15 protein-coding genes and 1 pseudogene are annotated in these 22,125 nt (G+C 59.4%); 13 read left to right on the top strand and 3 right to left on the bottom strand.

Annotated features, from left to right (window positions below):
• Together basC and ACSQ2W_RS22700 are read left to right on the top strand one after the other, a co-directional pair.
• A complete protein-coding gene (basC, locus tag ACSQ2W_RS22695; protein ID WP_436088417.1) occupies window positions 1–1,365 on the top strand; it encodes a putative histamine N-monooxygenase in 1,365 nt (454 codons plus the stop codon).
• Window positions 1,349–3,154: an IucA/IucC family protein gene (locus tag ACSQ2W_RS22700; protein ID WP_436088418.1), complete on the top strand. Its 1,806-nt coding sequence runs from the start codon at window positions 1,349–1,351 to the stop codon at window positions 3,152–3,154. Before basC ends, ACSQ2W_RS22700 begins: the two co-directional genes overlap by 17 nt.
• A gap of 99 nt (window positions 3,155–3,253) precedes the next feature.
• On the opposite strand, the gene ACSQ2W_RS22705 is transcribed toward ACSQ2W_RS22700, so the two are convergent.
• A complete protein-coding gene (locus ACSQ2W_RS22705; protein ID WP_436088419.1) occupies window positions 3,254–4,204 on the bottom strand; it encodes a helix-turn-helix transcriptional regulator in 951 nt (316 codons plus the stop codon).
• A gap of 168 nt (window positions 4,205–4,372) precedes the next feature.
• Here ACSQ2W_RS22705 and ACSQ2W_RS22710 point away from each other — a divergent pair, with 168 nt between their 5' ends.
• The 9 genes and pseudogenes from ACSQ2W_RS22710 (at window position 4,373) to ACSQ2W_RS22750 (ending at window position 17,864) form a co-directional block, all read left to right on the top strand.
• Window positions 4,373–6,613, top strand: coding sequence for a TonB-dependent receptor (locus ACSQ2W_RS22710; protein ID WP_436088420.1), 2,241 nt, complete (start codon window positions 4,373–4,375; stop codon window positions 6,611–6,613).
• Window positions 6,614–6,658: 45 nt separating this feature from the next.
• On the top strand, window positions 6,659–7,735 hold the full coding sequence (locus ACSQ2W_RS22715) for a GNAT family N-acetyltransferase (protein WP_436088421.1): 1,077 nt from the start codon (window positions 6,659–6,661) through the stop codon (window positions 7,733–7,735).
• A gap of 53 nt (window positions 7,736–7,788) precedes the next feature.
• Window positions 7,789–8,790, top strand: a pseudogene (locus ACSQ2W_RS22720) (DUF2218 domain-containing protein); the annotation flags it as partial.
• Window positions 8,791–9,126: 336 nt separating this feature from the next.
• On the top strand, window positions 9,127–11,223 hold the full coding sequence (locus ACSQ2W_RS22725) for a hydantoinase/oxoprolinase family protein (protein WP_436088422.1): 2,097 nt from the start codon (window positions 9,127–9,129) through the stop codon (window positions 11,221–11,223).
• A gap of 13 nt (window positions 11,224–11,236) precedes the next feature.
• Complete coding sequence (locus ACSQ2W_RS22730) at window positions 11,237–12,889, top strand: hydantoinase B/oxoprolinase family protein (RefSeq protein WP_436088423.1); 1,653 nt, start codon at window positions 11,237–11,239, stop codon at window positions 12,887–12,889.
• Window positions 12,890–12,902: 13 nt separating this feature from the next.
• Window positions 12,903–14,114 (top strand): pyridoxal phosphate-dependent aminotransferase, encoded by a 1,212-nt coding sequence (locus ACSQ2W_RS22735; protein WP_436088424.1) that lies wholly within the window; start codon window positions 12,903–12,905, stop codon window positions 14,112–14,114.
• 21 nt (window positions 14,115–14,135) lie between these two features.
• Entirely contained in the window at window positions 14,136–14,951 is an 816-nt protein-coding gene (locus tag ACSQ2W_RS22740) for an NAD-dependent epimerase/dehydratase family protein (RefSeq protein ID WP_436088425.1), read from the top strand.
• A 7-nt stretch (window positions 14,952–14,958) separates the two neighbouring features.
• Window positions 14,959–16,152 carry an NAD(P)/FAD-dependent oxidoreductase gene (locus ACSQ2W_RS22745; RefSeq protein WP_436088426.1) on the top strand — a complete coding sequence of 398 codons (1,194 nt, stop codon included), beginning with the start codon at window positions 14,959–14,961 and terminating at the stop codon, window positions 16,150–16,152.
• Between the two features lie 26 nt (window positions 16,153–16,178).
• The gene (locus ACSQ2W_RS22750) at window positions 16,179–17,864 is read left to right on the top strand and encodes a thiamine pyrophosphate-binding protein (protein WP_436088427.1); all 1,686 of its coding nucleotides are present in this window, start codon (window positions 16,179–16,181) and stop codon (window positions 17,862–17,864) included.
• Window positions 17,865–18,054: 190 nt separating this feature from the next.
• On the opposite strand, the gene ACSQ2W_RS22755 is transcribed toward ACSQ2W_RS22750, so the two are convergent.
• The gene (locus ACSQ2W_RS22755) at window positions 18,055–18,786 is read right to left on the bottom strand and encodes a FadR/GntR family transcriptional regulator (protein WP_436088428.1); all 732 of its coding nucleotides are present in this window, start codon (window positions 18,784–18,786) and stop codon (window positions 18,055–18,057) included.
• Between the two features lie 387 nt (window positions 18,787–19,173).
• Here ACSQ2W_RS22755 and ACSQ2W_RS22760 point away from each other — a divergent pair, with 387 nt between their 5' ends.
• Window positions 19,174–19,923, top strand: a complete 750-nt coding sequence (locus tag ACSQ2W_RS22760) for an SDR family NAD(P)-dependent oxidoreductase (protein WP_436088429.1) — start codon at window positions 19,174–19,176, stop codon at window positions 19,921–19,923.
• Window positions 19,916–20,662, top strand: coding sequence for an SDR family oxidoreductase (locus ACSQ2W_RS22765; protein WP_436088430.1), 747 nt, complete (start codon window positions 19,916–19,918; stop codon window positions 20,660–20,662). Before ACSQ2W_RS22760 ends, ACSQ2W_RS22765 begins: the two co-directional genes overlap by 8 nt.
• A gap of 178 nt (window positions 20,663–20,840) precedes the next feature.
• Here the strand turns inward: ACSQ2W_RS22765 and ACSQ2W_RS22770 are convergent, their stop codons facing one another.
• The gene (locus ACSQ2W_RS22770) at window positions 20,841–21,323 is read right to left on the bottom strand and encodes a hypothetical protein (RefSeq protein WP_436088431.1); all 483 of its coding nucleotides are present in this window, start codon (window positions 21,321–21,323) and stop codon (window positions 20,841–20,843) included.
• Window positions 21,324–22,125 lie beyond the last annotated feature (802 nt).

A 22,125-nucleotide genomic window follows, 5' to 3' on the forward strand; every position in this document is an offset into this window, starting at 1 on the left:
ATGATGGATCTCGATCTGGCGGGTATCGGCATCGGACCGTTCAATCTCGGTCTTGCCGCCCTCCTCTCCTCCCACGACAATCTCGCCAGCGTTTTTCTCGAGCGCAAGCCGGCGTTCCGCTGGCATGAAGGTCTTCTTCTGCCGGGCACGACCCTGCAAGTCCCCTTCATGGCTGACCTCGTCACCATGGCTGACCCGACGCACCCGTTGAGCTTCCTGAATTATCTCGCCATGCACGACCGCCTCTACAAATTCTATTTCTACGAACACTTCATGATCCCCCGGCAGGAATATGACGACTACTGCCGCTGGGCATCAGAGCAGCTTTCGAACTGCCGTTTCGACGAGAATGTGGTCGACGTCACCCATGAGGCAGCGTCCGACAGCTTCCTCGTCGAAAGCCGCGCAGCTTCGGGGGCGAGGCAGCACTATCGCAGCCGCAACATTGCGATCGGCGTCGGAACGGTACCGTTTCTGCCGCAATGGGCCCGTATCCGGACGGCAGGCCCGCTTTTGCATTCCAGCGAATTCGGCAAGCGCCGCACCGAGCTGTCGAAGCGGCGGCGCATAACCGTTGTCGGCTCCGGACAAAGCGCTGCCGAATGCGTACTGGCGCTCTACAACGACCTGACGCCGGAGATGGTCGCCGCCGGCTCTTCCATCCAATGGATCACCCGCTCCGCAGGCTTTTTCCCGATGGAATATTCCAAGCTCGGGCTCGAATATTTCACCCCCGACTACATGCGCCATTTCCACGAGATCACGCCGTCCAGGCGCCGCGAGATCGTGGCCAACCAGGGCCTTCTCTACAAGGGTATCAGCTTCTCGACCATCGGCGAGATCTTCGATCTTCTTTACGAGCGTTCCGTCGGCGGACGCGATCCGGGCCTTTCCCTCTACTCGAACTGTGCGGTCGAAACGTTGGAGAGCGCAGGACCGCATGGCTCCTTCCGTCTCGGGATCGGCCATAACCATCTCGAGCAGAAGGCTCTCGTCGAAACGGATGCGATCGTTGCCGCGACCGGCTATCGCCATGCCTGGCCGGAATGGCTCGGCAAGCTCAAGGGCCGTGTTCTCGAAACCTGCGAGAGAGGCGACCTGATCGTCGGCGACGATTTTCGCGCGCGTCGGTGCGACGGCGGCAGGGCCAACATTTTCGTCCAAAACGCGGAAACCTTCCACCACGGCGTGGGCGCCCCCGATCTCGGTCTCGGCGCTTTCCGCAACGCCGTTATCGTCAACCAACTGCTCGGCGGGGAGCGTTACCGCGTCAGCGCACCGGCATCGTTCCAAAATTTCGGCCTGCCTGGCCGCCAATCCGATTCGTCCTCGATTTCAGGAGATTTTTATGCCCATGCGTCATGATCCCGTCTTTGCCGGCGCCTTTTCCAAGGAGCTGTGGCAACAGGCTTCCCGGCGTCTTCTCGCCAAGATCATCGAGGAGTTCGCCTATGAGCGCGTCTTTGACGTAAGAAAGGAAAAGCCGGGCCATTACCGCATCGAGATCGGAGATACGGCCTATCGGTTCAAGGCGAAGCGCTATGTCTTCGGCAATCTCTCCGTCGACCCGCACAGCATCGTGAAGACAAAGGGAGCCATCGATACGCCGCTCCATGATCCGCTTGCGTTCTGTGCGGATGTCCTGCCTGAACTTGGCGTTAAGCCGATGACGATCGCACATTTCATCAAGGAGCTCGGCAATACGCTGGTTTCGGACGCGCATATCGCTGCCCGGGCGACGAAAACCGGCGCGGAACTCGCCGGCCTCGACGACATCCGGCTGGAGGGCGAAACCACCGGCCATCCGTGGGTGACGGTCAGCAAGGGACGCATCGGCCTCGGCTATTCCGACTATCTCGCCTATACGCCTGAAAACCAGGCACCGACAGAGGTGCTGTGGCTTGCCGTCAGCAAGGACCGCGCATCCTTCATTGCAGAGCAGAACCTGACCAATGAGGGGCTGGTGCGCGACGCGGTCGGCGAGGCCCGCCTGGAGGCGTTCCGGGCCACCCTTGCCGGCCACGGAGGCTCAGCCGCGACGCATCACATGATGCCGGTGCATCCCTGGCAATGGGACCACATGATCGTCCCGCACTTTGCCGCCGACATTGCATCGGACCATATCGTCCTGCTCGGTCACGGCGACGATCACTATCTGCCGCAGCAATCCGTGCGCACCCTGTCGAACATTTCCCATCCGGAAAAATCGACGTTGAAGCTGTGCATGACCATTCTCAATACGGCTGTCTACCGCGGCATTCCGGGAAAACGGGCGCTGACCGCCGCTCCTCTGACGACGTGGCTCGACGAATTGCTCGCCAGGGACCGGTTCCTGTCGGACGAATGCGGCTTGGTTCTTTTGGGTGAACGCGCCGGCATGCACTACGTCCATCCGCAATTCTCGACGATCGACGGCGCGCCCTACCAATTCAACGAGATGCTGGGTTGCCTTTGGCGCGACAGCCTTGCCGGGCATCTGAAGCCGGGGGAAACCGGTGTTCCGCTCGCGGCTCTGCTGCATGCGGGGACCGATGGCAAGCCGGTCGTGCAGGCGCTGGCCGAAAAGGCGGGCATATCCGTGCCCGAATGGCTGGCTCTGTTCTTCGACGTTGTCATCCCGCCCGTTTTCCACCTCCTGGCAAAACATGGCCTCGCCTTCTCGGCGCACGGCCAGAATGCGACGCTCATCGTGAAGGACGGACGCCCCGCACGGCTCGCCCTTCGCGATTTCATTGACGACGTCATCGTATGCGACGAGGAATTTCCCGAGAGCGCCAGCCTGCCTGAAGAGGTCCGGTCCGTTCTGCTTTGCCTGCCTGCCGATTTCCTCATCCATTTTATCCAGACGACGCTGTTCATCTGCGTCTTCCGCTATATGTCCGTGCTGTTCGACCAGCGATCCGGCGTTTCCGAAAGCGCCTTCTGGGCGCTCGCGCGCGAAAGTGTCCTGCGCTACCAGGCGCGGTTCCCGGACATGGCATCGCGCTTTGCGATATTCGACCTGTTCGGCGATGAATATCCCCGCCTGTGCCTGAATCGCGTCCGCCTGTTCACGCACGGCTACGCCGACGACGACGAACGTCCGGTGCCGGATTTCCAGGGCATGGTAGACAATCCGCTGGTCGCCTTCGAAAGGCGCAGCGACGCCGCCTGAGGCAGCTTTAGCACCGCGCAAGTCATCCGCTTCAACGGAAGAGCCGCCCTTGTTTCTCGGGCGGCTTTTCGAATTTGCACGCACTGGTCATGGATGCCGTCAGTCGGTTCCAGCACTGGCGAGACGGCGCAGATCGGATGGCCGCACGCCGTAGCGGCTTCGGAAGGTGCGATTGAAATAGGAGAGGTCGTTGAAGCCGACATTGTAGGCGATTTGGCTGATCGGCATGGATGGTCCCTCCGCCAGTATAAAGCCCTTGGCAAGCGACAGCCGCCTTCCAAGCACATAGCGGGAAAAGGTCGTTCCCTCCCGGCTGAAAAATTTCTGGATCGCGCGCGGCGTGATGCCCTCATTATCCGCGACATCCGTGAGCGAGAACGATCCGTTGGCAAGCTGCCGTTCGATATATGCCTTGATGGAGACAATGCGATTCTGCGGGGTATCCGGCGCACCGGTGCTGCCGGCATGCTGGGCGAGAACCGGCAGCAGGTCGTAGAAGTGTGCGACCATCATGCCTGCATCCTGTTCGCTCTGATACTCCTGCCGCAGAAGGTAGCCGGCATAGCTGGTCAGCAATTGCAGCGGAAGGCAGTCGGCCGCAAGCGGCTGCATCATCAGGGGTGCCAGAAGTTCACGCACGGAAGCAAGCGCGTAAGCCGGAAGATGCGCGCAGTCGAAGCGTCCGCCCTCCGGCAGAGTGATTTCAGAAGGCCCGTCCGCAGGCAGAAAGATAACATCCGAGCGCGCGACATCAATCTTGCGACGGCGGCGGTGAACGAACAGCGGCCCGTCCATTGCGCGGACAATGACGATACCCGAATCCGTGAGGCCGTTGGTGGTCAGGCGAAGTGAGACTTTCGGGAAATAGAGCGTCGCAAGCGACAGCGACACATATTTCCAGAACAGCCCTGTCACGCCAGCCAGATCGCCGTCTTCGACGGCAATCTTCGCGTCGCCAAGCATATCGAGAAGAATGCTGCGGCATACGATCCTGCTTTCGCTGTCAGGGAGCGACAGAGTGCCGAATTTCAGCGGTCGGATGGTTTCCATGCCGTGCACGGCCTTTCTTGTTGAAGTTCGCGTCCGTCCTAGTCCGGTTCGCCTCAATCCAAGCGGGGATACATCGGATCCCATAAACATGACTTAAATAGTCTTGTATTACCAATTCGCTTCCGGGGATCAAGCGGGCGGGTCGTTTTTCGGTGCACAGGGGACGTTATGGGCAGAAAATTTCATGGTGGGGTGTGGCTGGTAACAATGGCGGCTGCAATGGCCGGCACCGGCGTGGTTGCCCAGGATACGGATCAGGCGGCGGACACAGCAATAACAAGCCAGGACACGTCGACGACGCTCGATGCGATCGTGGTGACCGGCGGTCGGTCGCCGCAGCAGATTTCGGAGACTGCGCGAACGATCTACGTCGTCGAATCCCAGGAAATCCAGTCCCAGGCGCGTTCTGGAAAGACGCTGCAGCAGATTCTCGGCGAAACGATACCGAGCTTCGATCCGGCAAGCGTGGGTGCCCGCACCTCCTATGGCCAGAACCTGCGCGGCCGTACAGCACTCGTCCTCATAGACGGCGTGTCGATGAATTCCGCCCGCTCGCTCAGCCGGCAGTTCGATTCCATCGATCCTTTCAACATCGAACGGGTCGAGGTTCTTTCGGGTGCAACCGCGCTCTACGGCGGCAACGCCACCGGCGGTATCATCAACATCATCACGAAGAAGGGCAAGAATGCCGAGCCTGGCATGCATGCCGAAGTAACCGGCGGCATGGGCAGCGGTTTTTCCGGAAGCAAGGACTTTGATCGCAACGCAGCCGGCGCCGTTACCTATAACAGCGACAACTGGGACGCGCGTTTTTCCGTTGCGGGCAGCAAGTCCGGCGCCTTTTACGACGGTACCGGCACCGTCCTCATCCCGGATATCACGCAAACCTCGACGGCCTTCAACGACCGGATCGATATCATGGGGTCTGTCGGCTACCAGATCGACAACGGCCGCCGGCTCGAACTCTCCGGGCAATTTTTCGACAGCAAGCAGGAGTCTGACTACGGCCTCTACTACGGCCCGTTCTTTGCCGCACTGGCCGACCCAAGCCTGTTCGAGACGCGCAGCGGCTACAAGTCGGATTTCAATCCGCGCACCCGCCGCTCCATGTTCAATGTTACCTATACCGATGACGATATCTTCGGTCAGCAGCTTCTGTTGCAGGGTTCCTATCGAAGCGAGCGGCTGCAGTTCAGCCCGTTCCCGTCAGGCAGCTATTTTGCCGGCAGTTCGCAGGATACGGACTACTACGGCATAAATGCCGCCCTGGTTGCCGAGCCGACCGATAATCTGAAGATCACCTATGGCATCGATGCCGACCGTGATTCCTTCTCATCGCATCAGAATGTCTTCGACATGCTGCTGGCAGCGACAACGGGCGGCCTGAATTTCGAGACGATCGGCACGACGGGCCTTTATCCGGGAATCGACGTCTCTACCGTCGCCGGCTTTGTCGAGGCGTCCTACGAAGTCACCGACAAGCTGACGCTGAACGGCGGCGTGCGTTACCAGTTCGTCAACACCAAGGTCTCCGATTTCGTCGGAGCCGCCCAGCAGGTTGCCATTCTTCGGGGGGCGGCGACGTCCGCCGACGTCATTCCCGGTGGCGAGGTGGATTACGATGCGGCGCTTTTCAATGCAGGTGCGATCTATCAGCTGACCGATACGCAGCAGGTCTACACCAACTTCAGTCAGGGCTTCGAACTGCCCGACCCGGCCAAGTATTACGGCATCGGCCTTTATTCGCTGTCGGGCGGTCACTATTCGCTGCTCGATAGCGTCAACGTCGCAGATTCGGCCCTGGAGGCGATCAAGACCAACTCGTTCGAAATCGGCTACAGGCTGGATGACGGCACCTACAATTTCGAGACGGCAGCCTATTATTCGCTCTCAGATCGCTCCATCAACCTCAACCGTTCGACGCTTGCGGTGGAGGTCGTGGATCAGGACCGGCGTGTCTACGGCATCGAAGGAAAGGCCGGTGCGAAACTCGACTACGGATTCGACGTCGGCGTCTTGGGCCAGTGGGTGAAAACCGAGCTGAAGGGCGACGACGGTTGGGAGAAGGACACGGTCGGCAGCGCCAGCGTTTCCAAGCTCGGTGGTTATGTCGGCTGGACCGGTGACGCTCTCAACCTGAAATTCTCGGGCCAGCACGTGTTCGAACTGACTGATGCCGATGCGTTCAAGATCGATGGCTACACATTGTTCGACCTGACGGGAGGCTACGCGTTCGAAGATAAGGACACGACTTTGAACTTCGGCATCCATAACGTCTTCGACACAGACTATACGACCGTCTGGGGTTCGCGCGCCAAGGCGCTTTACGGTGCGCTCGCCGACGAAACGGTGTTCGACTATAAGGGACGCGGGCGCACATTCGCAGTCTCGCTGACGAAAGTCTTTTGATGTGAGGGATCGCATCAAAGGCAGTGGAGCTCGCCTGTGAATATCGTGGGGAACAAAACCGCCGCTGGCGATGGTCTTGTCCATCGATCCGCCGTGCTTTCCGAAGCGGGGGCGATCGAGGTCAGGCAAACCGGATCGGCTCTGTCGGTCTCGTCCGGCGAGGCCAATCATGCGGTCTTCCTGTTGTCGCGGGCAGCCGCGGCGACCCTCGAGGTTGCCGTCCTGCCGCCGTCTGGCCCACAGGGGGTCCGGTTGGCTTGTTCGGCGTTCGAGTATCTTTTTGCCACCCAGCGCGATATTGCCTCGGTGTCCCTGGCCGGTGATGGATGGGCGGGCTTTCTGCCGGAGCTTTTACGACGCGGCCTCGCCGTTCCGGGAAGGAGCCTCACCGCACTGCCAATGGTGAGCGCCGATATGGTCTGGCAGATACCGGACTTTTGGATGCGCTCCCCCTCGCCGGCCTATCCGCGCCATGAGGTTCATGACGGCAGGACGGCATATCCCGCAAGGCCGCCCAAGCCGACTGGGCGGCTCTATGCCCGCTTCGTTCCCTGGCTCCGCGGAACGCTTGCTTTCGATGCCGCAACGCTCGACGACCTGCCGGATATCCATCGCTGGATGAACGATCCACGGGTCAATGAATTTTGGCGTGAAGCCGGGGACGAAGCCCGCCACCGGCGTTATCTGGAGGGTATGCTCGCCGATCCGCACATCATCCCGCTGATCGGCCGGTTCGACGGAAAGGCCTTTTCCTACTTCGAGATCTACTGGGCGAAGGAGGACCTGATCGGCACTTTCTGCGATGCCGGTGACTACGACCGCGGTTGTCACGTGATCGTTGGAGAGGACGCCTTTCGCGGGCGCCGATGGTTCACGGCCTGGCTGCCGTCGCTGCTGCATCTGATGTTCCTCGACGAGGCTCGCACCGAACGCATCGTCCAGGAGCCGCAGGCCGATCACTATCGCCAGTTGCGCAACCTGCAGAGATCGGGTTTTTCCCATATCAAAACCGTCGATTTCCCCAGCAAGCGGGCCGCGATCGTGTCGATTTCCCGCCAGCGCTTCTTTTCAGAGCGGCTATGGCATCCTGGGATGGAGCCCGGTACAGAGGTAGAGCGATGAGCCCGCTTGAGCTTTCGGCCAATCGTGCGTTGCCCTATACCTTGCGGGCACGCATGGAAATTCCCGACCCGGAAAACTGTCTTCGCCGCCTTTGCGATCACTTGCGCGAGCACGGCATGGACGTGCAGGAAGACGATGGCGTTTTTACTGTGATCTTGCCGGAGGTTGCCGGCTCGCTCAGTCAGGACGGTCGCCATGTGTCGGTTGAGGCCGCTGCCGCCGATCTTGAATCGTTCTACTTCGTCAAAATGTGGCTGCAGGCCGAATTTTCGGAGTTAGCGGGGCATCCGGCGCCGCGCATCGAATGGAACGAAGAGAGCCGCAATCTCCGCCTCCCTCCCAGCTTCTGTACGCTCGCAGTCGTTGCCGTCAGGGATATAACCCCACGGATGCGGCGGATCACCTTCAAGGGCAACGGCATCAAGCGTTTCGATACGCTGAGCGCGCTGCACCTGCAGATATTGATCAACCTCGACGAGGTTGCTGCGCAGCAGCGGCGCCAGCTCGATTTTTCCGGTTCGGAAGCCTCGCAGTTCGCCCCGGTCTGGAGGCGCTACACGGTGCGTTCCATCGACCGGGCGCGCAGCACCATCGACGTCGATTTCTTTCTGCATGGTTCGAGTGGCCCCGGCGCGTGCTGGGCGCGGCAGGCGCGGCCCGGCGACCCGGCCGGCGCGGCGGGACCGGGCGGCGGCGGCATCGGCAAGGCCAACTGGTATCTGCTCGCCGGTGACGAGACCGCCCTGCCAGCCATTGCCCGTATCCTCGAAAGCCTGCCGGCAACGGCGCGGGGAATTGCCGCTATCGAGGTTGCCAGCGAAACGGAGCGGCAGGCGCTTGCGGCCCCGCCGGGCTTTGCAATTGAGTGGCTTTATCGGGAGAATGGCGCAGCCGCTTGCCGACGCAACCTGCTGGATGCCGTCGAAAGCGCTGATTTTCCGGCCCCGGGGGAGTCACGGTTCGCCTGGGTGGGGTGCGAAGCCGGGCTGGCGAAGAAAATTCGCGCCTATTTGCGTACCGAGCGGGCGTTCACCAAAAGCGAACAGCTGGTGGTCGCCTATTGGCACGGTCACGGCGATGGGCCAGTCCCCTTTTCGAGTTCCGGCAGGATATCGAACAGATCGTCGACGAGGCCGTAATCGGCGACCTGGAAGATCGGCGCTTCTCTTCGGCGGCATGAACGGCCTGATGGTGCCGTGAACCGGTCTTCCTCCGCCTCCTCCTGGCTCGGGTTCATCGATTTGAAACGAGCACTCTCATGTTGACACTTGTATGTTAAGTGACATATGCAATCTTCGTCGAGCGGAAATATTTCTCCTTCTCTTGCGCAGGACCTGTGGCAATCGCTGGAGAAACGCAGGAAAACGGACGAGAAACGCAGCGGAACAAAAATGGGGAATGAAATGGTGACGAGCGCGCCTCGAAACTGCCGCGTCGGCGTCGATATCGGCGGAACATTTACAGACATCGCACTTGATCTCGATGGGGTGCTCCATTCAACCAAGGTTCTGACAGACTACGCCGCCCCCGAGCGGGCGATCCTCAAGGGCGTAAAATCCGTCGCCGAAATGGCCAGGATAAAGCTCTCAGACATCGACATTCTCATCCACGGTACGACACTTGCGACAAACGCGCTGATCGAGCGGCGGGGCGCCAAGACCGCCTTTGTCACGACCGAAGGTTTTCGTGATGTTCTGGAAATGCGGACCGAAAACCGGTTTGAACAGTACGACCTCAACATTTCACTGCCGCCGGCACTTATTGGGCGTGCCGATCGCTTCACTGTTCGGGAGCGGATTGACGCGGCGGGCAAGACGCTGCTTCCGTTGGACGAGGTAACGCTTGGGTCCATGATCGACAGTATTGAAGCAGGCGGCTATGAGAGCGTGGCGATCGGCTTCATTCATGCCTATGTGAATGGCGCACATGAGGTGCAGGTGCGCTCGGCGTTGTTGTCCCGCCTGCCTCATCTTTCCGTTTCGATTTCCTCTGAGGTGTCGCCGCAGATGCGCGAATTCGAGCGGTTCAATACGGTCTGCGCCAACGCTTATGTAAAACCGGCCATCAAATCCTATCTCGACCGGCTTGTGGTGTCGTTAAAGGAGATTGGCGTTGGTTGCCCGGTTTATATGATCCATTCTGGCGGTGGTATCGTCTCCGTGAAAAGTGCGGCCGAGTTTCCGGTGAGATTGGTGGAGTCCGGTCCTGCCGGCGGTGCGATCTTCGCAGCGGACATCGCGCGACGTTATGGTCTCGACACTGTGCTCTCGTTTGACATGGGCGGGACGACTGCAAAGATCTGTCTGATTGAGAATCAGGTTCCCAAGACCGCAAAGACGTTCGAGGTAGCCCGCACCTATCGCTTCCGAAAGGGAAGCGGGATGCCGATCTCCATTCCCGTCGTGGAGATGGTGGAGATCGGAGCGGGCGGCGGTTCGATTGCCGGCATCGATGCGATGCGGCAAATCCGGGTTGGTCCGCACAGCGCCGCATCCGAACCCGGTCCCGCCTGTTACCAGCGCGGCGGCCGCAATCCGACCGTAACCGACGCTGACCTCATTCTGGGCAAGCTCGATCCGGACAATTTTGCCGGCGGTGCAATCCCGCTCTCTATCGCAGCCGCGCGCGACGCCATGCAGCGCGAGATCGGAGCGAGCCTCAAGTTGGACGCCGACGGCGCGGCCTATGGCACGTGCGAGATGGTCGATGAAAACATGGCGAATGCAGGCCGGGTTCACACTGTCGAAAACGGCAAGAACATCTCCGATTTCACGATGATCACCTTCGGTGGCGCCGGGCCGCTTCATGCCGCCCGCCTCTGCGAAAAAATGGGAATCTCCACGTTCCTCGTTCCGCCCGGGGCCGGCGTCGGTTCTGCAATTGGCTTTCTCAGGGCACCGTTCGGATATGAATCCGTGCGCAGTGCGGTTTTCAATCTGTCGCGCTTCGATAGCGCCGGCGCAAACCGGTTGATGATCGCCATGCAAGACGAGGCCTTGAGTTTCGTGGCTGGCGGCATTGATACGGAAAATCCGATCATCGATCGCACTGTCTTCATGCGATATGCGGGACAGGGTTGGGATATTCCTGTCGCCCTTCCCTTCCATGGTTTCGATAACGCCAGCGCCGACCGTATCCGTGATCTGTTTTTGGCTGAGTACGAGCGCTTTTTCGGCCGGGCGATCGACGGCCTCGAAATCGAGATTGTCAGCTGGTCGGTGAAAGCCAGCTCGCCGCTTCCAGATGTCGCTCGCGTCGTTGCAGTCGAAGGATGTCGCACGATAGAGCCGCCAACGCGCCGTCGCCTGTTTGACGCCGGTAGCAGATCATTTGTGGATGCAGGAATCCACGAGCGCGAAGGCTTGTCACCCGGCGATATCGTCAATGGTCCCGCGGTGATCGTCGAGCGCGAAACGTCGACGGTTCTGACCTCCTCCTTCACCGCCACCGTCCAGACTGACGGCTGCCTTCTCATCACCCGCCGTTGAAAGGGCCACGACCATGAGCGAATCCCTTATCGACATCCACATGCAGGTCATGTGGAACCGCCTGATCTCCGTCGTCGAGGAACAGGCCCAAACTCTCATTCGCACAGCCTTCTCGACAAGCGTACGCGAGGCCGGCGACCTTTCGGCAGGCATCTTCGACCTGCAAGGGCAAATGCTGGCGCAGGCGGTGACCGGCACGCCGGGTCATGTCAACGCGATGGCTGAATCCGTCGCCCATTTCATCAAGGATATCGGGCCGGAGAGCATCTTCGAAGGCGACGTCTATATCACCAATGATCCCTGGAAGGGGACCGGACACCTTCATGACATTACCATCGTCACGCCGTCCTTCCATCACGGCAAGCTTGTCGGCTACTTCGCCTCGACAGCCCACGTCGTCGATATCGGCGGTCGCGGGTTTGGTCCCGATGCGCGTGAAGTCTATGAAGAAGGTCTGTTCATTCCGATCATGAAGTTCTTCGAGCGCGGCCAGGTGGACCGCACGCTGTTGAACATCGTCCGCAACAATGTTCGCGAGAGCGACAAGGTCATTGGCGATTTCTACGCGCTCGCGGCATGCAACGAGACCGGGCATCGGCGACTGATCGATATGCTGACGGAGTTCAATCTCGATGACCTCGAGGTGATCGGCTCCTTCATACTGAAGCATAGTCGGGAAGCCACGCTGGAGCGTCTTCGCAGCCTTCCTCATGGAAGCTGGTCCTACAGCCTCGATCTCGACGGTTACGACGAACCCGTTACTCTCGCTGCAAGGCTCACCATCGGCCCCGAAGGGGTTCTGGTCGATTTTGCGGGAACGTCCGGCATGAGCAAGTTCGGCATCAACGTGCCGCTCGTTTATGCGAAGGCCTATGCCTGCTACGGCATCAAGTGCGTCGTCGCCGCCGAAATTCCCAACAATGCCGCCTCGCTCGCCCCATTCGACGTCGTTGCGCCGGAAGGTTGCATTCTAAATGCAAAACGCCCTGCTCCGGTCGCAGTCCGCCATGTTCTCGGGCATTTCGTTCCGGATCTCGTTCTCGGTGCGCTCCATCAGGCACTGCCCGGCAAGGTGCCGGCGGAAGGGGCAAGCGCACTTTGGAACCTGCATATGAGCGTTCGTCCGGTCAGCGATCAGATCGGCGGCAAGGGCGCCGAAATTCTCATGTTCAATTCCGGTGGAACCGGGGCGCGCCCTACCCTCGACGGGCTCAATGCAACAGCCTTCCCGAGCGGCGTCCACACGATGCCGATCGAAGCGACGGAAAACGTCGGCCCGGTCATTGTCTGGCGCAAGGAATTGCGCGAAGGCTCGGGCGGCGCCGGGGAGCAGCGCGGCGGCCTTGGGCAGACAATCGAGATCGCTGCAGCGGAGGGCTACATGTTCCGCTTTTCAGCGATGTTCGATCGGCTCGGGCATCCGGCACGCGGCCGCGACGGTGGCCACGATGGAGCGGCTGGCTCGGTCTCGCTCGACGACGGCACTCCGTTGCGCGGAAAGGGGCTGCAGGTCGTCCCGGACGGCAAGAAACTCATCCTTCAGCTTCCCGGCGGCGGCGGCTACGGAAACCCATCCAACCGTCCGTCAGACCTGGTCGATGACGATATCCTCAATGGGTACATCACCGAGGATCAGGCTGCGGCCGATTACGGCCGGCATAATTGAGAAGGGGGAAACGATGAACATCATGAACTTCGAGAGCAAGCGAGCGCGCAGTATCAAATCATCGCCTTCCATGGCTGTTTCCATGGCTGCGAAATCCATGCGCGCTAACGGAGAGCTTGTCGTCGATCTCTCCCTGGGCGAACCGGATTTCAATACGCCCGACTTCATCGTCGAGGCCGCGATCGCAGCGATGCGCGACGGAAAAACCCGCTACACAAGCCCGGATGGCATGGAGGAGCTGCGCGCCGCGATCGTCGCAAAATTCAAGCGCGAAAACGGTCTCGACTACGCCATGGATGAAATCTCCATCGGCAATGGCGCCAAGCAAATCCTGTTCAACGCCTTTCTCGGGACGCTCGAACCGGGCGACGAGGTCATTGTTCCGGCACCTTACTGGGTGTCCTACACCGATATCGTCATCCTCCACGGCGGCACCCCGAAGATCGTTGCCTGCGGCGTGGAGGACGATTTCAAGCTGACCCCGGAACGGCTGGAGCAGGCCATCACCGATAAGACGCGCTGGTTCCTGTTCAACTCGCCCTCGAACCCGACCGGCGCGATCTACACCCATGACGAACTCGCCGCGCTCGGAGCGGTGCTGGAACGCCATCCGCAGGTTTCCGTCATGTCGGACGAAATCTACGAGCATATCGTTTGCGGCGATGTGCCGTTCACATCCTTCGCCATCGCCTGCCCGCAATTGCGCGATCGCACGCTGATCATCAATGGTGTTTCGAAGGCCTATGCAATGACGGGATGGCGGCTCGGCTATGCGGCGGGGCCGAAGAGGCTGACGAAGGTTCTGAACAAGATGCAGTCGCAAAGCACGACATGCCCCTCGTCCATCTCGCAGATCGCCGCCGCCGCCGCCCTCAACGGCCCGCAGGAATTCGTGACGGCTGCCGTTTCGGAATACAAGGCACGCGGAGCTTTGGTGGCACGCGGGTTCTCCGAGATACCCGGTCTTGAAGTCCGCGCACCGGAAGGTGCGTTCTATCTCTTCCCGAAATGCGAACCTTACATCGGCCGCTCTACCAAAAGCGGCACGCGCATTACCAACGATACGGATTTGGCCGCCTACCTCCTTTCGGAAGGAAAGGTCGCCACGGTTCCGGGCGCTGCCTTCGGCATCGAACCCTATATCCGCTTGTCCTTCGCAACCTCGCGCGAGAACCTGTCCATCGCAATCGAGCGCATCGGAACGGCTCTCGCCGCACTCTGCTAATTCGAGCTTGAGGGAAATATCATGACTGATTACCAACGCACTTTGCTCACCGGCGCAGCCGGCGCACTTGGCACGGAGTTGCGCAAATCGGGCACAAAGCTCGGCAAGATCGTTCGCCTCTCGGCGCGACAGCCTTGCGAAAACCTCGCCGCGCATGAGGAAGACGCGCCTGCCGATCTTGCAGACTTCGATGCCGTTTCGGCCGCGGTGAAAGGCTGCAACGCAATTGTCCACATGGGCGGACAGGCCCTTGAAGGGCCCTGGGAAACCATTCTGAATGCCAATATCGTCGGAAGCTATAATATTTACGAGGCAGCCCGACAGCATGGCGTCAAACGTATTGTCTACGCCAGCTCTGTCCATGCGATCGGTTTTTACGAGCGCACGCAGACGATCGATGGCAACGTTCCGACGCGGCCGGACAGCCTGTACGGCGTATCGAAGACGTTTGCGGAAAATCTTGCGCGATACTACTTCGACAAATTCGGTATCGAAACCGTCAGCCTGCGCATCGGTTCGAGCTTCCCCGAACCGACCGATCGCCGCCACCTGATCACATGGCTGTCTTATCGCGACTGCCGCCAGCTCGTCGAGAAGAGCCTGTCGGCACCGCGCGTTGGTTTCATGGTCGCCTATGGCATGTCCAACAACAGCGAAGCATTCTGGGACAATCGAACGGCGGCCGTCCTTGGTTACAAGCCGCAGGACAGTGCCGACGATTATCGCGACAAGGTCTTCGCCGCGACAAGCCAGGGTGACCCGAACGATCCCGCGGTGCGCTACCAGGGCGGAAGTTTTACGGCTGCCGGCCATTTCGAAGATCAAAAGGATAAGTAGGTCTGTCATGCCAGCCTTGAAAACCGCATATGACGTCGTCATCGTCGGTGGCGCGGTCATCGGTAGCGCAACCGCGTATTTTCTGGCCACAAACCCGGACTTCAAAGGGTCGATCCTCGTGATCGAACGCGATTGGAGCTATGCCCGCTCGGCAACGGCGCTCTCCTCCAGTTCGATCCGGCATCAGTTCTCCAATGCGATCAATGTCAGGATTTCCCAGTTCGGATCGGATTTCATCCGCGATTTCGACAAGCATGTCAGCGTCGATGGCGAAAATGTCGATCTCGGCTTCAAGGAAAATGGATATCTTTTCCTGGCAGGCGATGTCGCGGGCCGCGAGGTTTTGAGGCGTAACCACATCACGCAGACCTCGTGTGGCGCGGAGATTTCGCTCGTTGAACCTGACGAGATGAAGCGGCGTTTTCCCTGGCTGAATACCGATGGGCTGACACTTGCGAGCTATGGTGAGAGAGGTGAAGGCTGGTTCGACAACACCGGCTTGATGCAGGGTTTCCGCAAGAAGGCTCGCTCGCTCGGTGCCGAATATATCGAGGACGACGTCATCGGTCTCAATCGGGAAGGCGGCCGGATCGTTTCGGTCACCACCAAGGGCGGACAGACGATTTCCTGCGGCACCTTTATCAATGCCGCCGGCACGCGGGGCGCGCAGGTCGCCAGGATGGCGGGTCTTGATATTCCGGTTGAACCGCGCCGCCGCAGCCTTTTCGTCGTCTCCTGCCCGACCCCGCTCGAAGGCGTCGTCCCTTTGACGATCGACCCCAGCGGCGTTTTCTTCCGTCCCGAAGGGCAGTTCTACCTGATGGGGACCTATCCGAAGAACGATCCGGCAGTTGATCCTGATGATTTCGACATCATGCATGACGAATTCGAAGAGGAGATCTGGCCCGTGCTGGCCGAGCGCGTACCCGCCTTCGAAGCTCTGAAAGTGGCCAACGCCTGGGCCGGCCATTACGACTTCTGCACGCTGGACCATAATGTCATTCTGGGCCCGCATCCCGACGTTGGCAATTTCCTGTTCGCAAACGGCTTCAGTGGTCACGGCCTGCAGCAATCGCCGGCAATGGGCCGTGCGCTCAGCGAGCTCGTGACCTACGGCCAATTCCGCACGTTGGACCTCACGCCATTCGGGTATGAGCGCGTTATCGCAAACAGGCCGTTCCTCGAAGACTCGGTCATCTGAAACACAACGAAATTGGGGACGGAGACATGACAAACGGTTCCAAAGGCCGCAATGGCGGTCAGGTACTGATCGACGCATTGCGCATCCATGGTGTCGAGCGCGCATTCTGCGTTCCGGGCGAGAGCTACCTCGCGGCCCTCGACGCCCTTCATGATGCCAGGGATGACATCGAACTGATCGTCTGCCGTCAGGAAGGTGGCGCTGCCTATATGGCGGAAGCCTACGGCAAAATGACGGGCAAGCCGGGCATCTGTTTCGTGACACGCGGGCCCGGCGCGACGAACGCATCCGTCGGCGTGCATACGGCGTTCCAGGATTCGACACCGATGATCCTGTTCATTGGGCAAGTAGCCCGCGACCAGGTGGAACGGGAGGCCTTTCAGGAAGTCGACTACCGCCGCATGTTTGGCCAGATGGCCAAATGGGTCGTCCAGATCGATGACGCATCCCGTATCCCCGAACTGATCGGCCAGGCTTTTCACCGCGCCGTCAATGGCCGGCCGGGACCCGTCGTCGTTGCCCTGCCGGAAGACATGCTGACCGATCGCGTGGAAGTGCAGGACGCCCCCGCATACAAGAAGGTCGAAATGCATGCCGGCGAAGAACAGTTGCAGGAACTAAGGTCCCGGCTCGAAGCCGCCGAGCGGCCGATGATGATCCTGGGCGGTGGCACATGGTCGTCCCAGGCAGTGGCCGACATTCGCGCGTTCAGCGAAGCCATGTCGCTCCCCGTCGCAGCCTCTTTCCGCTGTCAGGATCTGTTCGACAATACCCATGCCAATTATGCGGGCGATCTCGGCCTTGCTGCAGGACCGAAGCTCATCCAGCACATCGGGAATTCCGATCTGTTGATTGTCATTGGGGCAAGACTCGGCGAGATGACGACGGGTGGTTACAGCCTCATCGATATCCCCGTGCCGAAACAGACGCTTGTGCATGTTCACGCGGGCGCCGAGGAACTCGGTCGCGTCTATCACGCAACACTGCCAATCAACGCCAGCGTCACGGCCTTTGCCCGGCAGGCGAAGGGGCTTGCTCCCATTGCCCATCCGCGCTGGGCGGCGTGGACCAGGCAGACAAATGCGGACTATCGCGAAAATCTGGTCCATCCCCAGACGCCAGGTGCGGTTCAGATGGGCGACATCATGACGTGGCTGCGCGGACATCTGCGCCCGGACGCAATCCTGACAACCGGCGCCGGCAACTACTCCGCGTGGGCGCATCGCTTCTATCAATACCGCAAGTTCCGCACCCAGCTCGGCCCCACCAACGGCTCCATGGGGTATGGGGTGCCTGCTGCGATCGCGGCAAAGCTTACTAACCGGGAGCGCACGGTGGTTGCCTTTGCCGGCGACGGCTGCTTCCTGATGAACGGTCAGGAACTGGCAACCGCCATGCAATATGATGCGCGCGTCATCTTTCTGGTGATCAACAACGGCATGTATGGCACGATCCGCATGCACCAGGAGCGGACTTATCCGGGCCGAGTGTCCGGTACGGAGCTGACCAACCCCGATTTTGCGGCTCTTGCACGTGCCTATGGCCTTCACGGCGAAGTTGTCGAAACCACCGGAGAATTCGCTTGTGCGTTCGAAAGGGCCGAGAGTTCCGGAAAACCGGCGCTCATCGAGATTCGCATCGATCCGGAAGCACTGACCGCGAAAATGAGTCTCAGCCAGATCCGCGAGCACGCGTTGGCCAGCGGCAAATAAATTGCGAGCAGAAAGCGGCGGTCGCCTCGTTGTGAATGCGACCGCCAGAAACAACTGCCAGTCATCAGCGACATGTTCGAGCGGCAAGTGCCGCGAAAATACCTGCTATCTTAATCCTGCCGGCGCAATGGCCCCTGCCTTTGAATCGGCAGCCGGTGGGCGAAATGCGGCGACATATTTGGCCGGGCCTTCAATCGGCTATCTCAGCGGGCAACGATTCTTCAAGCATGGCCCGGTATCGCACAAGGCTTTCTTCGAGATGCTGGGCCAGCGCATTCTTGGCGCCCTTGACATCTCCCTGGGTTATTGCCGCCAGAATGGCCGCGTGCTCCTTGTTGATCTTCTTGAGATAGGTTTGGTAGGCTCCTGAGGATTGACGGTGCTTGAGCACGAGATCGAAGCTGATCTCCCCTATGACCGCCTCAAGGAATTGCGGAAAATGCGGATTTCGGGTCGCTTTGGCAATTGCCAGGTGGAAGTCGAAATCCGCGCGCGCTTCAACTTCGGCATCATCCGTGTTCAGATTTTCAAGATAGTCATAGGCACGCGCGATTTCGGCCAAAGCTTCAGGGGTTCGACGCGCCGCTGCGAGTGCGACCGATTGCAGTTCGACACCCAATCGCAATTCCAGGATCTGCATGGCCGAGCGAATATCGTCGATCCGGTTGATCTCGAAATTGAGCGTCTTGGTGTCCTTTTCGGAGACAAATACGCCGGCACCCTGCCGCGCGGTCACCCGGCCGGCAACGCGCAACGATGCAACTGCTTCCCGGATGACCGTCCGGCTGACGCCAAACTCGTCGCAAAGCTGGGCGCTCGACGGCAGCTTGTCACCCGGCCCATAGAGACCGGACTCAATGCGCGCCGAGAGCTCTGCCACCACGATTTCCGCAAGATTGCCCCGTTGGGTTATCAATGCCACTTTCGATCCATCCCTTTAGCCTGCCCGTCTCACCGTCACTTATCACATATCATGCCACTTTCGGGCAAGCGACGGCCTGTCTTCGCAAACCAGAGTTTTCAGGAAGCCGCCCCACAATACGCCGCCATATTTGCGCGTCAGTTCGACGACCGCATGGAAAAAACGGTAGTTGTGGCGACGGAATCTTCGATGTCGCCAAGATAGCCGCTGAGACGCAATCTTTCGAAGCCGTGGTCGATTGCGGCGTATTGCTCTCAAGGGCCAGATACGGGATCATCCATCTCTCCCGCAAAAAATGACTTCATAAACATACGTCGGCTTGCTACTTCGCATATAAGTGATAACATACCAATAAATGAATGAAACACAAGGCGCGAAGGGTGAACAATGAACGGACAGACTGTCGTTATCGTCGGCGGAGCATCCGGCCTCGGCCTTGCAACCGCCAAAATCATGGTCGAGCGCGGCGCCTCCAGGATCGGCCTCATCGACAAGAATGAAAAGCTTCTGGCAGACGCTTCCACGGCTCTTCAGTCAATCGGCGCCGAGGTGGCAGTCGCCAGCGCCGATATTTCCGTCAAGGAAAGCGCGCATGGCGCATTTGCGCAGGTCGCAAATCAGCTTGGTCGCGTTCATTCGCTGATCAACAGTGCTGCTATCTATCCGCGCAAGGCGATCCTGGAGATTACAGACGCGGAGTGGGACTTGGAAAATGCGGTGAACGTGAAGGGCACATACCACATGATGGTTGCTGCGGTGCTTCACATGCGCAATTTCGTGAATGCGCCTGATGTGACCGGACGTATCGTCAACATCACTTCGGTGGATGCTTTCAAGGCACATCCGCAGAATGCGCATTATGCGGCAACGAAAGCAGCAGTGGTCAGCCTCACCAAATCCTTCGCTCAGGAGTGCGCGACGGATCAGATCCTCGTCAACTCCGTCGCGCCGGCTGGCTTTGCCACCGACAGGGCCAAGGAGCTCGGCTTTCTGCCCGAGCTTGCCAAGGCAAGTGCGCTTGGCAGAGCGGCAGAGCCAGCCGAAATGGCCGAATGGATCGTGATGATGGCGAGCAGCCGCAACACCTATGCAACTGGTGAGAACGTCGTCATCAGCGGGGGCTATATCTATGTCTGAGCCCCTTGCCTACCGGGTTGCCGTCGTAACCGGCGCAACCAGTGGCATCGGCCGGGCCACTGTCGTGAAGCTGTGCGAAATGGGACTGACGGTCCATGCTGTCGGCAGGGACGATGCTTCGTTGCAGGAATTGAGCGAGCTTTGTGGCGCAATACCCGTCCGGGCGGATGTCCGCGACACGGCCGCCATCGTCCAGCAGCTTTCGGGTGTTGATGTCGACATCCTCGTCAACAATGCCGGCATTCTCTCCACGCGCGCTGCGTTTCATGAGATCGAGCCGTCCGAGATCGACGCAATGATCGATATCAACCTTAAGGCGCCGATGCATTTGACGCGCGCTTTCCTTCCCGGAATGGTGCAGAGAAAGCGCGGACACCTGGTCTATCTGGGATCCAGCGGCGGCCTGGCCCCGTTTCCTTCCATGGGTGCCTATGGGCCGTCCAAGGCGGGATTGAGCCTCTTTTGCGACAACCTGCGCTGTGATCTTCTGGGAACATCTGTCCGCGTAAGCGAGATTGTTCCGGGCCGCGTTCAGACCGACCTTTACCGAACCGCAATCGCCGGACGGCAGGCGCAGGCGCTGCTCTATGATGGCTATCGTCCCATTCAGCCTAATCATATCGCCGCCATCATCGCCAACGTCATCGAGCTTCCGATTTTCGTCGATGTCGCGCGGATCGAAGTCTTTCCGACCGATCAGGCGACGGGGGGCGGGAGCATGGTCAAGTTTCAAGAGTGAAGGGACCTCGAAAAGATGGCCGGCTGTTCCGCCCGTTGCGCAAGGATCCGACTCCCAATCGCCGCGCATCCTCACCTGGCCGACGGGGGCGCAGATCCGCGTCGGTCGTGCGAAGGGTTCAATGTCGCCAATGCTCGTGCGGCATGGGCGCTCGCTCATTCACATTCTTGCACATGTTCTATTTGGGAAACCCATATTTTTCAGTAATTTTCCAAAAGCACTGATTGATGTCAATCAGCGACTTTATGCTCGCCTTGATCCGGTTGATCTCCTGATCATCAAGCTCTTCGATCTTGCCGTATTTTATCTCGTCCTTGCTCTCGAAAATCCGCATCGACTGCGTAAGTCCCCGGCCGCTGTCCGGATCAAATGAATAGATGCAGTGATTATACTTGTTTCGGAGTTTTGCCTCCTCGGACAAGCGCCTTGTCGCGTCCAGGATCTCGTTTCGGCAACCAGCTGGCGTTTTTTGCATCTTTGCCAGACGCTCCACGAGATCAATCCGCGCGCGAGGAGTATTCAGCGTGAGAAAGATGACGATTGCCGTCTCCTTGTCAGACAAGGCGAGCCCGGCGATCATATGAATCAGGAGGCTTTCAGTATTTGTCCAAGTATAATTCAATTGCCCCAGCAGGAGCAGGATGTCCTGGAACTTACGCATTGCCGCTTGGCACCAGACCGTCGCTCGAATGAAGGCGGCCGTCCGGCAAGTGAGCGGCATGCTCCACACTCAGGCAAGGAAATTCCCGCTCGATAGCCGCCATCGCTCCGGATGACAAAAGCGCGCGCTGATAAGGCTCTGCCCTCGAAGACACCATTCGATCCGCGTTGACGTGTAGTACGCGAGGCGCAGTATGCATCATTTAGCTTGCCTCCCCGGATGTGGTATCACAGAGTGCGGGTGCTCAATCCACCGTCTCAAAACCGTAAACTAAAGAGCCTCGGTTAGGAATAGACCGAAGGAACTACCCAGTCGGCGTTCGCCCGCCCTCTGAGAGACCGATGCAGAGATCAGCACTAAGAGGCAGGCTAGTGACAGGATCTACCTCTTTTGGGGCACTTTGCCCGAAAATACTTGACTGAAGCCAGTGCCAGACCTGTCGCACGGTAATCCATGCCCATGATCCCTGATCTTGCGTACACGTATCGCGGCACGGAACCCCATCCATCAAAACACTTAAGTATCTTTATCCCATCAGGAAAACGCGGTTTCACTCGCCTGCGCACTCTTGGCCCGCACCCGGCGGGCGACAACGCTTCCTTAATCCCCCACCTCCGGCTCTCAGCTCCCGATGGGCAGAAGCGGTCGTCTGTAAGGGAGTACTAACGCGCCTCGCCCGCCCTTAGAACCCACGCGTAGCGAGGGTACTAGCTCTAAAGATCAACTTACATTCTCCGGGCAATGTCCCCAGTCTTCGGGTTGCGGCTTGCGTCTACAGGGCCGCTTGGGGATGCGTCGGCTC

The sequence above is a fragment of the Pararhizobium sp. LjRoot255 genome (assembly GCF_964252905.1).
GTDB lineage: Bacteria > Pseudomonadota > Alphaproteobacteria > Rhizobiales > Rhizobiaceae > Pararhizobium.

What these genes read in the sequence shown, in the direction of transcription:
- ACSQ2W_RS22750 (WP_436088427.1), top strand. Translation starts at nt 16,179, where the DNA reads ATGACAAACGGTTCCAAAGGCCGCAATGGCGGTCAGGTACTGATCGAC.
- ACSQ2W_RS22705 (WP_436088419.1), bottom strand. Translation starts at nt 4,204, where the DNA reads ATGGAAACCATCCGACCGCTGAAATTCGGCACTCTGTCGCTCCCTGAC.
- ACSQ2W_RS22760 (WP_436088429.1), top strand. Translation starts at nt 19,174, where the DNA reads ATGAACGGACAGACTGTCGTTATCGTCGGCGGAGCATCCGGCCTCGGC.
- basC (WP_436088417.1), top strand. Translation starts at nt 1, where the DNA reads ATGATGGATCTCGATCTGGCGGGTATCGGCATCGGACCGTTCAATCTC.
- ACSQ2W_RS22725 (WP_436088422.1), top strand. Translation starts at nt 9,127, where the DNA reads ATGGGGAATGAAATGGTGACGAGCGCGCCTCGAAACTGCCGCGTCGGC.
- ACSQ2W_RS22710 (WP_436088420.1), top strand. Translation starts at nt 4,373, where the DNA reads ATGGGCAGAAAATTTCATGGTGGGGTGTGGCTGGTAACAATGGCGGCT.
- ACSQ2W_RS22700 (WP_436088418.1), top strand. Translation starts at nt 1,349, where the DNA reads ATGCCCATGCGTCATGATCCCGTCTTTGCCGGCGCCTTTTCCAAGGAG.
- ACSQ2W_RS22745 (WP_436088426.1), top strand. Translation starts at nt 14,959, where the DNA reads ATGCCAGCCTTGAAAACCGCATATGACGTCGTCATCGTCGGTGGCGCG.
- ACSQ2W_RS22740 (WP_436088425.1), top strand. Translation starts at nt 14,136, where the DNA reads ATGACTGATTACCAACGCACTTTGCTCACCGGCGCAGCCGGCGCACTT.
- ACSQ2W_RS22765 (WP_436088430.1), top strand. Translation starts at nt 19,916, where the DNA reads ATGTCTGAGCCCCTTGCCTACCGGGTTGCCGTCGTAACCGGCGCAACC.
- ACSQ2W_RS22735 (WP_436088424.1), top strand. Translation starts at nt 12,903, where the DNA reads ATGAACATCATGAACTTCGAGAGCAAGCGAGCGCGCAGTATCAAATCA.
- ACSQ2W_RS22770 (WP_436088431.1), bottom strand. Translation starts at nt 21,323, where the DNA reads ATGCGTAAGTTCCAGGACATCCTGCTCCTGCTGGGGCAATTGAATTAT.
- ACSQ2W_RS22730 (WP_436088423.1), top strand. Translation starts at nt 11,237, where the DNA reads ATGAGCGAATCCCTTATCGACATCCACATGCAGGTCATGTGGAACCGC.